We start from the raw sequence: 12,922 nt of genomic DNA on the forward strand, positions 1-12,922 counted from the left end.
CGCGCCCCATTTCGGGTGATTCGCTGCCCCTCCTGAAGGGGCCAGGCAGCCCCGGCGTTTTCATCTTGGGCGGCCTGGCGATGAAAAAAGCCGGACTCTTGTCCGGCTTTTTTGCATTCACAGACTTCGCTTCAGTTCATGCTGGAGCGGTCCTCGACCACGGGGGCGGGCTGGGGAGACATATTGGAAAGCTCATCCTCCGAAATCACCTCGAACAGACGCACCACCTTGGATACATCGTTGACGCCACGCGCAACCTCGGCCGCGCGCTTGGACTCACGTGGTGTGACGATGCCCATCAGATAGACCACATTGTTTTCGGTCACCACCTTGATGGCCGAGGCGGAAATATCCTTGGCATTGACCAGGCTGGCCTTGACCTGGCCGGTGATCATCGTGTCCTTGGAGCGCTGGCCCAGGGTCGCGGTGAAGGGCGCCACCTCGATCTCGTTATAGACATTGCGTACCGTGGGTTGCTCGCGCACCAGCTTTTCAATGGTCGCCTTGTCAGTGGCATTGCCCGCCTGGCCGGTCAGCAGCACCACACGGTTGTAACTGGTCGCACTGGCGCGCGCCTTATCACCCATGACCTCGGCAATGCGGTTGCCTGCGCGCAGTTCTATGCCCTGGTCTTCCACCTGTGTGCCTGTGGTGCGCCTGTCCACGGCCGACATACCTGCCACGGCAGCACCACCGCCCACCAGGGCGATACAGCCGCTGAGCGCTCCGCCCAAGGCCACCACGGTCAATGCGGCACATGCCGCGCGGGTCCACTGCAATTTCATAAAGGCATCTCCTGGTCACCAAGCAATTGCGAATCCACACCGTCCGCCAGACAGTGAAGAATCAGGGTATGGGTCTCGCGCACGCGCGCTGCACGGTCATGAGGCACGCAGATCAGCACATCGGTCTCGCGCACATGAGCCGCCAGATTGCCGCCGGTGCGCCCTGTCAGCACCACGGCCATCATGTCGCGCTCATGGGCGGCTTCCAGGGCTTCCTGCATCACCACATCGTTGCCGCTGACGGACATCAGCAAAAGCAGGTCACCGGGCTGGCCCAGTGCCCGAATCTGCCGTGCCAGATATTGCGTGGCGTTGCCACCGGACCCCGTGGCGCCCACGGTTCCCAGCAGACCGCCATCCGAGCTCAGGGCCAGAGCCGCCAGTTCGGGACGATCGCGCTCGAAACCTGTGACGCACAGGGATGCAAATAATTGGGCATCGCTGGCCGAAACGCCGGCGCCGCAAGCCAGCACCTTGCCGCCACCGGTGACACAGGCCAGCATGGCCTGCACAGCGGAAGCGATGGGTTGGCTCAGCGCCTGGGCGGCCTGATACTTCAGGTCGGCACTGTCGATGAAATGCTGTTGAATTCGTTGCTCTAGCATGGAGGCCCGATGATACCTGCGTGCTGTTATCTCTTTGGTAGCTAAGAGTTATTTGCGCATCTATGTTGCAGCCAACATTCACTGTGCATCGAAAGCAGCCTTGAGCCATTGCAGCTCGGCCCCCTCCAGCAACACCACATCAAACCGGCAAGGCGGCGGCGCTGCAAGGCGCGCCAGGTAATGGCGGGCCGCCAGCACGATGCGCCCCTGCTTGGTGGTGCCGATGCTGCCACCCGCGCCACCATAGCGTCCGGTGTTACGACTGCGCACCTCCACAAACACCAAAGACCCGTCGCGGTCACGCAGGATCAGATCGATTTCACCGCCACCACGGCCCGCCGTTCGATAATTGCGCTCAATCAGCCTCAAGCCCTGCCTCTGCAGGTAAGCCAGCGCAGCATCCTCGGCCTGCTGGCCGCGTGTGGTTGTGCTTTGCGCCGGCTTGGGCCGCTTTCCAAGGAAATCCATTGACTACCTCTTTCGCCTCTGCACTGACGGCCGCACGGGATGCGGCCGCTTCCCAGCATTATCCGCAGGGAGCCCTGTATGTGGTGGCGACGCCCATCGGCAATCTGGCCGACATCGGCCTGCGCGCCCTGCATGTGCTGCAGCTCGTGGACTGCATTGCCTGCGAAGACACGCGCCACACCCAGGGCATGCTGCGCAGCTATGGTCTGGAGCGCCCGGGCAGCCAGTTGCTGGCCGTGCACCAGCATAACGAGGCCGAAGCGGCCCAGCAGGTCATCGCACGCCTGCAGCAAGGCCAGCGCATCGCCTATGTCAGCGATGCCGGCACGCCTGGCGTCAGCGATCCCGGCGCGCGCCTGTGCGCCGCGTTGCAGGAAGTGGGCTTGCGCAGCATTCCTTTGCCCGGAGCCAGCAGCGTGACCTCGGCCATCAGCGTGGCTGGCGCCATACCCCCCGCTCAGGGCGAAAGCGGTTTTCTGTTCGCCGGCTTTCTGCCCACCAAGAATGCCGAACGCCTGGCCGCCGTGCAAAAACTTGCCGATCAGCCGCGCTGCACCGTGCTGCTCGAAGCGCCACACCGCATCATCGAACTGGCCCAGGCCCTGGCCCTGCTTGGCGAGCGTCGCGTCACGCTGGCGCGCGAGATCACCAAGCAGTTCGAAGACATCGCCACCATGCCAGCCAGCGAACTCGCGGCCTGGCTGCAGGCCTCGCCGCAGCGCGTCAAGGGCGAGTTTGCCATCGTGCTGCACCCTGTGGCGGTGCAGCAGGAATCGGGCGAGGCCGAGCGCGTGCTCAAGCTGCTGCTGGCCGAGTTGCCGACCAAGACGGCCGTGAAGCTGGCCGCCGAAATCACTGGAGCCAGTCGCAACACGCTCTACGACCGGGCGCTGGAACTCAAGCGGGCCGCCGAAGGCGAATAAGCATCAAAATGACCGATAGCGCTTATATACAAAGCGCTATCAGCTCACTTTTTGATATCAGGCGTAAGCCAGGCCGGTGGCCACGCCGCCAAACAGATCGCCTTCGACCTGCGGCGTGGCGGGAAACGCCGTGCGCAAGGCATCGCGCAGCGTGCGCAGGGCCGACGAGCCGCCGGTCAGATAGATCGCATCCGGCGCATCCACACCGGCCTGGTGAACGCAGTCCTGGGCGCATTCCACCACCTGCTGCAGCAGGGCCTGCAACTGCTCCTCCAGGACCTGCGGAGAAATTTCCGCGGGCAAGCCGTCTTCTAGCCAGCCCAGGGCGATGCCGGCTGCCGCATGGCTTTGCGAGGCAGCGATCTTGGCCTGCTCCACCGCATCGGCGAGACGGTGGCCTTCGCGCCATTCCAGCACCTTCATCAGGCGCTGGTGCAGTTGCAGGTCGCTGTAGTCGTTCTTGAGATTGCGCGCCGACGCCAGCGATTTGGCCGTGTACAGCCACTGGATCAGATGCCAGGTGGAAAGATCGAAGAACACGCTGCTGGGCACCTCGCGCCCGCTGGGACCGATGTGCTTGTAGCCCAGCAAGGGCATGACCTGGGCCACATTCAAACGGTGGTCAAAGTCCGTGCCGCCGATATGCACGCCCGTGGTGGCCAGAATATCCTGACTGCGATCGGCATGTCCGGCCTGCTGCGGCCCCAGGCGCACCACGGTGAAGTCCGAAGTGCCGCCGCCGATGTCGACGACCAGCACCAGCTTTTCCTCGCTCAGGCGCTGTTCGTAATCCAGTGCCGCGGCAATCGGCTCCAGCTGGAAGCTGACTTCACCCAGGCCCGCGGCGCGCGCCGCAGCGGCCAGGGCATCCTGCGCCTGACGGTCTCGCTGCGGGTGCTCGTCGACAAAATGCACGGGACGCCCGAGCACCACGCGCTCGGGCAGACGTCCGTCCAGCGCCTGGCGTGCCTGATCGGCCACGCGCTTGAGAAAGATCGCGATGATGTCCTGGTAGCTGACGAGCTGCTCGTGCACCGCGGTCTTTTCCAGCAAAAGGCTGCTGCCCAGCAGGCTTTTGAGGGAACGCATCAGACGCCCTTCCTCGCCCGCCAGATACTGCTGCATGGCATCGCGGCCGAAATGCGTGCTGTGCTCTTCGGTATTGAAGAACAGCGCCGTGGGCATGCCGGTGGCGACGCCTTCCAGCGGCAGCAGGCGCGCGGGTGCGCCCGGCATGCGATAGGCGGCCGCCGAGTTGGAGGTTCCGAAATCTATGCCCAGTGTGGCGGGGGAAAAAGCAGTCGTCATGGGAGGTGGCACAGCACTGGCGGCGGTAACAAAAATGCCCACCTGCTGTGGGCTGTAAATCGGCAAAGGGACGCCATTCTAGCGTTGCCGAATTCCGCCCGTGCCCGCCCGATGATTCGGCCCAATACCCATGCACAGGCTGCGGTAAAAGCCCTTGCTGCAGTCCCGGGCCGCCCAGCTCAGTTGCCGGGCACACGGTTGAGCAGCGGCGCGCCGCGCTCGAAATCCGTGATGCTGTCCACCGTGGCCGCCATGATCTGACCTATGGCCTCCACGGTGAAAAAAGCCTGGTGGCCGGTGACGATGACATTGGGAAAGGACACCAGGCGCTGGATCACGTCGTCCGTGATGATGGTGGACGACAGGTCCTGGAAGAACAGGCTGGCCTCCTGCTCGTAGACATCGATGGCCAGGCCGCCGAGCTGGCCGCTCTTGAGCGCCTGCACCGCCGCTTCGGTGTCCACCAGGCCGCCGCGGCTGGTGTTGACGAGGATGGCGCCGCGCTTTATGTGGGACAGCGAGGCGGCATCGACGATGTGATGCGTCTCCTCGGTCAAGGGGCAGTGCAGCGAGATCACGTCCGAGCCGGCCAGCAGCTCGCGCACCGGCACGTAGCGTCCGCCCTGCTGCTCGAAGGCCGGATCGGGGTACTTGTCATGGCCCAGCACCGTGCAGCCGAAGCCAAGCATGATGCGCGCGAAGAGGCTGCCGATCTTCCCAGTGCCGATCACGCCCACGGTCTTGCCGTGCAGATCGAAGCCCATCAGGCCGTCAAGCTCGAAATTTCCCTCGCGCGTGCGCATGCTGGCACGCGCGATCTTGCGGTTGACGGCCAGCAGCAGGCCCACGGCAAACTCGGCCACCGAGTGCGGCGAATAGTCGCTCACGCGCACCACGGCCACGCCCAGCCGTCCTGCCGCAGCTGCATCGATATGGTTGTAGCCCGTGGAGCGCGTGGCCACCAGGCGCGTGCCCTGGTCCGCCAGCAGTTGCAGCACCTCGGCATCCACGCAGTCGTTGACGAAGACACAGACGGCCGCGCAGCCGCGCGCCAGCGCCGCAGTCTCGGCCGTGAGCCGGTCCTGGATGAAGAGCAGCTCATGGCCCGCCGCGGGATTTGCGTGATTGGCCTCGGTGAGCAGGGACTGGTCGTAGCGGCGGGCACTGAAGACGGCAACTCTCATGCGAACCTCCTCACCACAGGCCCAGCAGCTTCCACCAGCCGCTGCCGACCACGGCAAACACCAGCAACTCGAGCACGCACATGGCCGCACCCACGCGCCACCAGTTGCCCAGCGTGACATAGCCGCTGCCGAAGATGATGGGCGAGGTGCCGGTCGCGTAGTGCGTCAGCGTCATCATGATCGCCGAGCCCGCCGTCATCATCAGCATGAAGGGAACGACATAGTCGGCAGGTATCAGTTGCGCCCCAACGGTCAGAAAGGCCAGCATCATGGCGCTGATATGGGCCGTGGTGCTGGCGAACAGATAGTGTGAGAACACAAACACACCGACCAGGATAGCCGCCACGGACAGCCAGCCCAAGCCGCTGGCGACGATGGCGTTCTTCATGCCCTCGGCAAACCAGGCGACAACGCCCAGCTTGTTGAGCTGCTCGGCCAGCATAACCAGGGCGCCGAACCAGATCAGGGTGTCCCAGGCGCTTTTCTCGGACAGCACATCATCCCAGTCGATGGTGCCGGTGATGATCAGGGTGAACAGCCCCAGAAAGGCCACCACGGTCGGATCCAGCGTGAACGCCGGGCCGAACAGCATTTGCGGCACATTGGCCCAGAGCAACAGCATCATGCCGAAGGTCCCGAGCATCACCCGCTCCTTGCCCGACAGCGGCCCCATGCGGGCCATCTCGGCACGCGCGTATTCCACGGCATTGGGCGTGGCCTTGAGCTCGGGCGGCGACAGCAGATAGACGGCCAGCGGCATCAGCAGCAGGCACAGCAGACCCGGCAGCAGCATGTACAGCGCCCAGTTGGTCCAGCTCAGGTGCAGGGACTGGCCCGTGGCCTTGGCCACCAGATCCACGACCAGTGGGTTGGGCGCGGTGGCGGTCAGAAACATGGCCGAGGTGATGGGGTTGGCATGGTAATTGACCAGGGCCAGGTAGGTGCCGACCTTGCCCTGCGTGCCCTTGGCCGGGTCCGATTCGAAGGCATTGGCGATGGACTTCATGATCGGATGCACGATGCCGCCGCCGCGCGCCGTATTGCTGGGCGTGAACGGCGCGAGCACCAGTTCGCAGATCGCCAGACCGTAGCCTATGCCTAGGGTGCGCTTGCCCAGCAGCGCGATGAACATTAGGCCGATGCGGCTGCCCAGCCCCGTCTTCTTGAGGCCGCGCGAGATGAGAACGGCCACCACGATCAGCCAGATCAGCGGATTCGCGAAGCTGCTCAGCGCATCGGTGATCGCCCCCTTGGAGGAGGTGGAGGTGACCTGGGACAGCGAGACGATGACGATGGCCATCAAGGCCATCACGCCTATGGGCATGACCTTGAGGATGATGGCCACGATGGTGGTCAGGAAAATAGCCACCAGTTGCCAGGCCTTGGGATCCAACCCTGCGGGCACCGGCGTCAGCAGCAGACCGATCAGCACCAGGGTGGCGATCAGCGCGGGCAGCAGACGGAACGGCACGGCCGATTTGAAGTAGCGGAACAGCGAGGCGATTTTCTCGAGCATGTAAGTCCTTTTCTTTGCCACTGCGACGCCAGGACGGGAGCATGCCCGGGCCAAAAGCCAAGAAGCCTGCACGGGCATTGCTGGCTGCGCCGCATGACGGACATCATGATGCAGTGCCGCATGACTCGGTCTCCGCGCCGATTCTTGCGCCACCAAAGTTTGACCAGCATCAAGAGCCCGCCAGCAAAACCCGCAGCCACGTGCGTGCGCATGCCAGTATCTCGGCGTCGGACATGCAACGCCCGCATGCCCATGGAGTGAACAGGAGAAACAGCCTACATGCCAGCCAACCGCTTCTTGCCTCATGAGTGGGAAAGTCGTCTCGAGGAGATCGACCTGGAGATCGTGCGCCAAGCCGCCATCTGCAAGGTCGCACTGCTCGACCCCGGCGCCATCGAACGGGTGCTGGCCAACGATGCCGGCGTCTGCGGCGCCGAGCACGAGGCCGCGTTCCGGACGCTGCGCGGCCTGCTGTATCTGCACTACACCGAGGTGCTGCATATCAGCGAGGGACTGAGCCCGGAGATCGCCAATGTGATCGCCAATCGGGTGCGCGAGCACCTGCGCCACCGCATCGGCACGCAGCTCGGTCGCATGGCCGGCTGAGGATGGGCTCCGCGATCTGCCGCCATGCGGCAGGGCAAAAAAAAGGTCACGACATCGTCGTGACCTTTTCAATTTGGTTGCGCGAGAAGGATTTGAACCTCCGACCTTTGGGTTATGAGCCCAACGAGCTACCAGACTGCTCCATCGCGCGGCATTTCCAAATTATAGCAGGCTTATTCAGCTGCTGCAGCGGCTTCTTCAGCGCGCTCAACCAGTTCCACATAGGCCATGGGAGCGTTGTCGCCCACGCGGAAGCCCATCTTCAGGATACGTGTGTAGCCGCCGGGACGCTGAGCGTTGCGGGGACCCAGCACGTTGAACAGCTTGGTCACGCTGTCGCGGTCACGCAGGCGGTCAAAAGCCAGGCGGCGGTTAGCCACGGTGTCAACCTTGGCCAGAGTGATCATGGGCTCGATCACGCGGCGCAGTTCCTTGGCCTTGGGGACGGTGGTCTTGATGGCTTCGTGTTCGATCAGCGAATTCATCATGTTCTGCAGCATTGCCTTGCGGTGTGCAGAAGTGCGGTTCAGTTTGCGGAGGCCGTTGCCGTGACGCATGGTGCTTTTCCTTTGCTCCCCGTTTTTATCCGGAGATCTTTTCTAAATTAAATCAGGCAGCCGTATCAGGTACTGCCCGAGGCACTTTGAGACTTCACCCAAGCCATCTGGCTCAAGTAGAGCTCGCTATTATAGCAATTAACGCTTTTCCAGGCCAGCGGGTGGCCAGTTTTCGAGCTTCATGCCCAGCGTCAGACCGCGGGAAGCCAGGACTTCCTTGATCTCGTTGAGCGACTTGCGGCCCAGGTTAGGCGTCTTGAGCAGCTCGTTTTCGGTACGCTGGATGAGGTCACCGATGTAGTAAATGTTCTCTGCCTTGAGGCAGTTGGCAGAACGCACGGTGAGCTCGAGCTCGTCCACGGGACGCAGCAGGATGGGATCGAAGGACGTAGCAGCGCCACGGCCACCGGCAGGAGCGTCGAACACGCTGGCGATATCGCCGCCGTCCAGCTGGGCGAACACGGCCAGCTGTTCCACCAGGATCTTGGCGGAAGCACGCACTGCATCTTCAGCGGTGATGGCACCGTTGGTTTCGATTTCCAGGACCAGCTTGTCCAGGTCGGTACGCTGTTCCACACGTGCGGATTCGACAGCGTAGCTCACGCGCTTGACGGGCGAGAACGAAGCGTCGAGCACGATACGGCCGATCGACTTGGTCGACTCGTCACCATAGCGGCGCACGTTGCCGGGCACATAGCCACGGCCCTTTTCCACCTTGATCTGCATGTCCAGCTTGCCGCCTTGCGACAGATGGGCAATCACGTGATCAGGGTTGACGATTTCTACGTCGTGGGGGGTCTGAATGTCACGAGCAGTGACAACACCTTCGCCATCCTTGCGCAGGCTCAAGGTGACTTCGTCACGGTTGTGCAGCTTGAACACCACACCCTTGAGATTCAGCAGGATGTTGGTCACATCTTCCTGGACACCGTCGATGGAGGAGTACTCATGCAGCACTCCAGCAATCGTCACTTCAGTCGCTGCGTAACCCACCATGGAGGAGAGCAGAACACGGCGCAGGGCATTGCCCAGCGTATGACCGTAGCCACGCTCAAACGGCTCCAGAACCACCTTGGCACGGTTGTGACCAAGCTGTTCGACATTGATTGTCTTGGGCTTCAGCAAATTCGTTTGCATGCAGACTTCCTCTCAATACCCCCGGCTCGTTACACCGGTAAGGCTGGTGAAGCACCCACGGCGCGATGCCTCGCGCCGTGGGAACGGTTTACAGAAATGTCGCTGCTAAGGATTAACGCGAGTACAACTCAACGATCAGGGATTCGTTGATGTCAGCTGCGAATTCGTCGCGGTCAGGAGACTTCTTGAAAGTGCCTTCTGCCTTGTCAGCAGCCACTTCCACCCATGCGGGGAAGCCCACTTGAGAAGCCAGTTGCAGAGCTTCGACGATACGAGCTTGCTTCTTGGACTTTTCACGCACGGCAACCACGTCGCCTTCCTTCACGGAGTAGGAAGGAATGTTCACAGCTTGACCGTTCACGGTGATGGCCTTGTGCGACACCAGCTGGCGTGCTTCAGCTCGAGTGGAGCCGAAGCCCATGCGGTACACCACGTTGTCCAGACGCGATTCCAACAGGGACAGCAGGTTGGCACCGGTGTTGCCGCGCTTGCGATCGGCAGCTTCGAAGTAGCGGCGGAATTGCTTCTCCAGCACGCCGTACATGCGCTTGACCTTCTGCTTTTCACGCAGTTGCAGACCGTAGTCGGAAGTGCGCTGACCGGAAGTGCGGCCATGCTGACCAGGCTTGGTGTCAAACTTTGCCTTGTCAGCGATGGAGCGACGGGCGCTCTTCAGGAACAGATCGGTGCCTTCACGGCGGGAGAGCTTGGCCTTGGGGCCGATATAACGTGCCACTTGATTTCCTTTGTGTCATCTACCGTGCGCAAACACGGGAGCCGCCCGCGATGCTAATGCACCTGGGCGGCGGTGGTCTTGATAAAGATTAGATACGACGGCGCTTTTGAGGGCGGCAGCCGTTGTGGGGAACCGGAGTCACGTCCGAGATGGAAGTGATACGGATGCCCAGAGCACCCAGGGCGCGAACCGAGGATTCACGGCCAGGACCGGGACCCTTGATTTCGACGTCCAGGTTCTTGATGCCCTGTTCGATAGCAGCACGACCGGCCACTTCCGAAGCAACCTGAGCTGCAAAAGGAGTCGACTTACGCGAACCCTTGAAGCCCTGGCCACCCGACGAAGCCCACGACAGAGCGTTGCCTTGACGGTCGGTGATCGTGATGATCGTGTTGTTGAACGAAGCGTGAACGTGAGCGATGCCGTCGGAAATGTTCTTGCGAACTTTCTTGCGAACGCGTGCTGCAGCGTTGTTTTGTGCCTTAGCCATAGTGATCTCTCAATCCCTTATTTCTTCAGAGCCGCTGCACCCTTGCGCGGACCCTTACGAGTGCGAGCATTCGTGCGGGTACGTTGACCGCGCATGGGCAGGCCGCGACGATGACGGAAACCACGATAGCAACCGATGTCCATCAAACGCTTGATGTTCATGGTGGTTTCGCGACGCAGGTCACCTTCCAGAGTCATGGGATTCAGGAAGTCACGGATCTTTTCCAGATCAGCGTCCGTCAGGTCCTTGACCTTCTTGGAATACTCGATACCGCATGCTTCGCAGATCTTGCGAGCTGTAGTGCGACCGATGCCATAGATGGCGGTCAGGCCGATTTCAGCATGCTTGTGCGGCGGGATGTTAATGCCAGCAATACGTGCCATATTAGTCCTCTAATGCTTTCAATCAACCTTGGCGCTGCTTGTGGCGCTGGTCAGTGCAGATCACGCGCACGACACCTTTGCGGCGGATGATCTTGCAGTTACGGCAGATTTTCTTGACCGAAGCCGAAACTCTCATTCTATTCTCCTAAAACGTTCCATCCACTATCGGCCTATCGACCGGGAAACAATGCCCGCGATAGATCGATGGGCGTCTACTAACTTTTGGCAGGCTGCCCACCCGGGCAGCCTTGTCATCAAATACCAGCCTTAAAGTTCGCCTTTTTCAAGAGCGACTCATATTGCTGCGACATCACGTAGTTCTGCACTTGTGCCATGAAGTCCATCGTCACGACCACAATGATCAGCAACGAAGTACCGCCGAAGTAGAACGGAACGTTGTACTTCAGGATCAGGAATTCGGGCAACAAGCACACGAAGGTAATGTAGATCGCACCAGCCAGGGTCAGGCGAACCAGAATCTTGTCAATGTAGCGGGCTGTCTGTTCGCCAGGACGAATCCCGGGGATGAAAGCGCCACTCTTCTTCAGGTTGTCGGCAGTTTCCCGGCTGTTGAAGACCAGGGCCGTGTAGAAGAAGCAGAAGAAAATGATCGCGGCAGCATAAAGGATGACATAGATCGGCTGACCAGGGGTCAACGTGCTCGCAATATCCTTCAGCCAGCGCATGGATTCTCCTGCACTGAACCAATTCACCACCGTCGCAGGCAGCAAGATGATTGAGGAAGCGAAGATGGGAGGAATGACCCCTGCCATGTTCAGCTTCAGTGGCAAGTGCGAAGACTGACCACCATACACCTTGTTGCCGACTTGCCGGCGGGCGTAATTCACCAAGATCTTGCGTTGGCCTCGCTCGACAAACACGACGAAGTACGTCACGGCTGCCACAACGAGGACAATGAAGATAGCCGCCAGGATGCTCATGGCACCGGTGCGCACCAGTTCCAGCAGACCGCCAATAGAGCTTGGCAGACCTGCGGCGATACCGCCAAAGATCAGTATCGAGATGCCGTTGCCCAGACCACGTTCCGTGATCTGTTCACCGAGCCACATCAGGAACATGGTGCCGGCCGTGAGGCTGACCACCGCAGTCATGCGGAAGCCAAAACCAGGGCTCAGAACCAGGCCTTGAGAGCTTTCCAAGGCGACAGCAATCCCCAAGGACTGGAACAAGGCCAGAGCCAATGTTCCATAACGGGTGTACTGGGTAATCTTGCGACGACCCGATTCACCTTCCTTTTTCATCTGCTCGAATGTCGGGACCACATAGGTCATGAGCTGCATGATGATCGATGCCGAGATGTACGGCATGATCCCCAGTGCGAACACTGTGAAGCGCGAAAGCGCTCCACCCGAGAACATGTTGAACAGATTGAGAATGCCGCCCTGCTGGCCAGAGAACAGCTGCTGCAGCTGCGCTGGGTCGATGCCCGGAACGGGGATATGCGCCCCGATACGGTATACGACCAGCGCAAGCAACAGAAAAACCAGACGACGACGCAGGTCGCCGAATTTTCCAGTCTTTGCAATTTGAGCTGCGCTAGTAGCCACGGATGTCTTCTTTCAGAACTTTAATCAGGCGATGCTGCCACCGGCAGCTTCGATGGCAGCCTTGGCACCGGCGGTAGCGCCGATACCGTTGAGCTTGACAGCCTTTGTCAGTTCACCGCTCTTGATGATCTTCACGACCTTGGCGATAGAACCGACCAGACCGGCTTGCTTCAGAGCAGCCAGATCGACTTCGGCCAGGCCGAGCTTATCCAGCTCGGACAGGGTCACTTCTGCATTGAACTTCAGCAGATGCGACTTGAAGCCACGCTTGGGCAGGCGACGCTGCAGAGGCATTTGACCGCCTTCGAAGCCCACCTTGTGGTAGCCACCCGAACGCGACTTCTGACCCTTGTGACCGCGACCGGCAGTCTTACCCAGACCAGAACCGATACCGCGACCCACGCGACGCTTGGCGTGCTTGGCGCCGTCTGCAGGCTTGATGCTATTGAGTTCCATCATCAATCCTTTCAGAGAACCTTCACCAAGTAGGCGATCTTGTTAATCATGCCGCGCACTTCAGGAGTGTCCTGCAGTTCGCTGACGCTGTTCAGCTTGCGCAGACCCAGGCCACGCACAGTCGCACGGTGCGACTCTTTGGTGCCGATGGGGCTACGAACCAGCTGAATCTTGACAGTTTGTTGTGTTGTCATGTGCTG

The 12,922-nt window shown here is 60.9% G+C and carries 17 protein-coding genes and 1 tRNA gene; 2 read left to right on the forward strand and 16 right to left on the reverse strand.

What is annotated here, in order from left to right:
- Window positions 1-131: 131 nt before the first annotated feature.
- The 3 genes from QMY55_RS21760 to QMY55_RS21770 form a co-directional block, all read right to left on the reverse strand.
- Window positions 132-785: a BON domain-containing protein gene (locus tag QMY55_RS21760; RefSeq protein ID WP_283486190.1), complete on the reverse strand. Its 654-nt coding sequence runs from the start codon at window positions 783-785 to the stop codon at window positions 132-134.
- On the reverse strand, window positions 782-1,390 hold the full coding sequence (locus QMY55_RS21765; protein ID WP_283486191.1) for an SIS domain-containing protein: 609 nt from the start codon (window positions 1,388-1,390) through the stop codon (window positions 782-784). The genes QMY55_RS21760 and QMY55_RS21765 overlap by 4 nt, the downstream gene beginning before the upstream one ends.
- A 78-nt stretch (window positions 1,391-1,468) precedes the next feature.
- Window positions 1,469-1,858 (reverse strand): YraN family protein, encoded by a 390-nt coding sequence (locus QMY55_RS21770; RefSeq protein WP_283486192.1) that lies wholly within the window; start codon window positions 1,856-1,858, stop codon window positions 1,469-1,471.
- On the opposite strand from QMY55_RS21770, the gene rsmI reads away from it, so the two are divergent.
- Complete coding sequence (gene rsmI, locus QMY55_RS21775) at window positions 1,858-2,781, forward strand: 16S rRNA (cytidine(1402)-2'-O)-methyltransferase (RefSeq protein ID WP_283486193.1); 924 nt, start codon at window positions 1,858-1,860, stop codon at window positions 2,779-2,781. The two genes, QMY55_RS21770 and rsmI, sit on opposite strands and share 1 nt — an antisense overlap.
- Before the next feature lie 57 nt (window positions 2,782-2,838).
- On the opposite strand, the gene QMY55_RS21780 is transcribed toward rsmI, so the two are convergent.
- The 3 genes from QMY55_RS21780 to QMY55_RS21790 form a co-directional block, all read right to left on the reverse strand.
- A complete protein-coding gene (locus QMY55_RS21780) occupies window positions 2,839-4,089 on the reverse strand; it encodes an Hsp70 family protein (protein ID WP_283486194.1) in 1,251 nt (416 codons plus the stop codon).
- A gap of 179 nt (window positions 4,090-4,268) precedes the next feature.
- Window positions 4,269-5,273, reverse strand: a complete 1,005-nt coding sequence (locus QMY55_RS21785) for a 2-hydroxyacid dehydrogenase (protein ID WP_283486195.1) — start codon at window positions 5,271-5,273, stop codon at window positions 4,269-4,271.
- A 10-nt stretch (window positions 5,274-5,283) separates the two neighbouring features.
- A complete protein-coding gene (locus QMY55_RS21790) occupies window positions 5,284-6,789 on the reverse strand; it encodes a DASS family sodium-coupled anion symporter (RefSeq protein ID WP_283486196.1) in 1,506 nt (501 codons plus the stop codon).
- Window positions 6,790-7,068: 279 nt separating this feature from the next.
- Here QMY55_RS21790 and QMY55_RS21795 point away from each other — a divergent pair, with 279 nt between their 5' ends.
- Complete coding sequence (locus tag QMY55_RS21795) at window positions 7,069-7,395, forward strand: hypothetical protein (protein ID WP_283486197.1); 327 nt, start codon at window positions 7,069-7,071, stop codon at window positions 7,393-7,395.
- A 74-nt stretch (window positions 7,396-7,469) separates the two neighbouring features.
- On the opposite strand, the gene QMY55_RS21800 is transcribed toward QMY55_RS21795, so the two are convergent.
- The 10 genes from QMY55_RS21800 to rpmD all read right to left on the reverse strand — a co-directional run bounded on the left by QMY55_RS21800 (window position 7,470) and on the right by rpmD (window position 12,916).
- Window positions 7,470-7,546 (reverse strand) — tRNA-Met (locus QMY55_RS21800).
- Between the two features lie 22 nt (window positions 7,547-7,568).
- Complete coding sequence (gene rplQ / locus QMY55_RS21805; RefSeq protein WP_003050544.1) at window positions 7,569-7,952, reverse strand: 50S ribosomal protein L17; 384 nt, start codon at window positions 7,950-7,952, stop codon at window positions 7,569-7,571.
- A gap of 138 nt (window positions 7,953-8,090) precedes the next feature.
- The gene (locus QMY55_RS21810) at window positions 8,091-9,089 is read right to left on the reverse strand and encodes a DNA-directed RNA polymerase subunit alpha (RefSeq protein ID WP_003050542.1); all 999 of its coding nucleotides are present in this window, start codon (window positions 9,087-9,089) and stop codon (window positions 8,091-8,093) included.
- Window positions 9,090-9,201: 112 nt separating this feature from the next.
- Window positions 9,202-9,825, reverse strand: coding sequence for a 30S ribosomal protein S4 (gene rpsD, locus QMY55_RS21815; RefSeq protein ID WP_283486198.1), 624 nt, complete (start codon window positions 9,823-9,825; stop codon window positions 9,202-9,204).
- An 88-nt stretch (window positions 9,826-9,913) separates the two neighbouring features.
- Complete coding sequence (gene rpsK, locus QMY55_RS21820; RefSeq protein ID WP_042417426.1) at window positions 9,914-10,315, reverse strand: 30S ribosomal protein S11; 402 nt, start codon at window positions 10,313-10,315, stop codon at window positions 9,914-9,916.
- Window positions 10,316-10,332: 17 nt separating this feature from the next.
- On the reverse strand, window positions 10,333-10,698 hold the full coding sequence (rpsM, locus tag QMY55_RS21825; protein ID WP_003068424.1) for a 30S ribosomal protein S13: 366 nt from the start codon (window positions 10,696-10,698) through the stop codon (window positions 10,333-10,335).
- 22 nt (window positions 10,699-10,720) lie between these two features.
- Window positions 10,721-10,834: a 50S ribosomal protein L36 gene (gene rpmJ / locus QMY55_RS21830; RefSeq protein ID WP_003050535.1), complete on the reverse strand. Its 114-nt coding sequence runs from the start codon at window positions 10,832-10,834 to the stop codon at window positions 10,721-10,723.
- 118 nt (window positions 10,835-10,952) lie between these two features.
- Window positions 10,953-12,266 carry a preprotein translocase subunit SecY gene (secY, locus tag QMY55_RS21835; RefSeq protein ID WP_283486199.1) on the reverse strand — a complete coding sequence of 438 codons (1,314 nt, stop codon included), beginning with the start codon at window positions 12,264-12,266 and terminating at the stop codon, window positions 10,953-10,955.
- Window positions 12,267-12,290: 24 nt separating this feature from the next.
- Window positions 12,291-12,722 carry a 50S ribosomal protein L15 gene (gene rplO / locus QMY55_RS21840; protein ID WP_003050519.1) on the reverse strand — a complete coding sequence of 144 codons (432 nt, stop codon included), beginning with the start codon at window positions 12,720-12,722 and terminating at the stop codon, window positions 12,291-12,293.
- Window positions 12,723-12,733: 11 nt separating this feature from the next.
- Complete coding sequence (gene rpmD / locus QMY55_RS21845; RefSeq protein WP_003050517.1) at window positions 12,734-12,916, reverse strand: 50S ribosomal protein L30; 183 nt, start codon at window positions 12,914-12,916, stop codon at window positions 12,734-12,736.
- Window positions 12,917-12,922: the final 6 nt, after the last annotated feature.

Origin of the sequence: Comamonas resistens, from assembly GCF_030064165.1 — a bacterium.
Lineage (GTDB): Bacteria > Pseudomonadota > Gammaproteobacteria > Burkholderiales > Burkholderiaceae_C > Comamonas > Comamonas resistens.

Coding starts and splice junctions, on each gene's coding strand:
- rpsM (WP_003068424.1), bottom strand. CDS start 10,698: ATGGCACGTATTGCTGGCATTAACATCCCGCCGCACAAGCATGCTGAA.
- QMY55_RS21795 (WP_283486197.1), top strand. CDS start 7,069: ATGCCAGCCAACCGCTTCTTGCCTCATGAGTGGGAAAGTCGTCTCGAG.
- rplQ (WP_003050544.1), bottom strand. CDS start 7,952: ATGCGTCACGGCAACGGCCTCCGCAAACTGAACCGCACTTCTGCACAC.
- rplO (WP_003050519.1), bottom strand. CDS start 12,722: ATGGAACTCAATAGCATCAAGCCTGCAGACGGCGCCAAGCACGCCAAG.
- rpmD (WP_003050517.1), bottom strand. CDS start 12,916: ATGACAACACAACAAACTGTCAAGATTCAGCTGGTTCGTAGCCCCATC.
- rpmJ (WP_003050535.1), bottom strand. CDS start 10,834: ATGAGAGTTTCGGCTTCGGTCAAGAAAATCTGCCGTAACTGCAAGATC.
- QMY55_RS21760 (WP_283486190.1), bottom strand. CDS start 785: ATGAAATTGCAGTGGACCCGCGCGGCATGTGCCGCATTGACCGTGGTG.
- QMY55_RS21780 (WP_283486194.1), bottom strand. CDS start 4,089: ATGACGACTGCTTTTTCCCCCGCCACACTGGGCATAGATTTCGGAACC.
- QMY55_RS21770 (WP_283486192.1), bottom strand. CDS start 1,858: ATGGATTTCCTTGGAAAGCGGCCCAAGCCGGCGCAAAGCACAACCACA.
- QMY55_RS21790 (WP_283486196.1), bottom strand. CDS start 6,789: ATGCTCGAGAAAATCGCCTCGCTGTTCCGCTACTTCAAATCGGCCGTG.
- QMY55_RS21785 (WP_283486195.1), bottom strand. CDS start 5,273: ATGAGAGTTGCCGTCTTCAGTGCCCGCCGCTACGACCAGTCCCTGCTC.
- rpsK (WP_042417426.1), bottom strand. CDS start 10,315: ATGGCTAAGGCACAAAACAACGCTGCAGCACGCGTTCGCAAGAAAGTT.
- QMY55_RS21765 (WP_283486191.1), bottom strand. CDS start 1,390: ATGCTAGAGCAACGAATTCAACAGCATTTCATCGACAGTGCCGACCTG.
- QMY55_RS21810 (WP_003050542.1), bottom strand. CDS start 9,089: ATGCAAACGAATTTGCTGAAGCCCAAGACAATCAATGTCGAACAGCTT.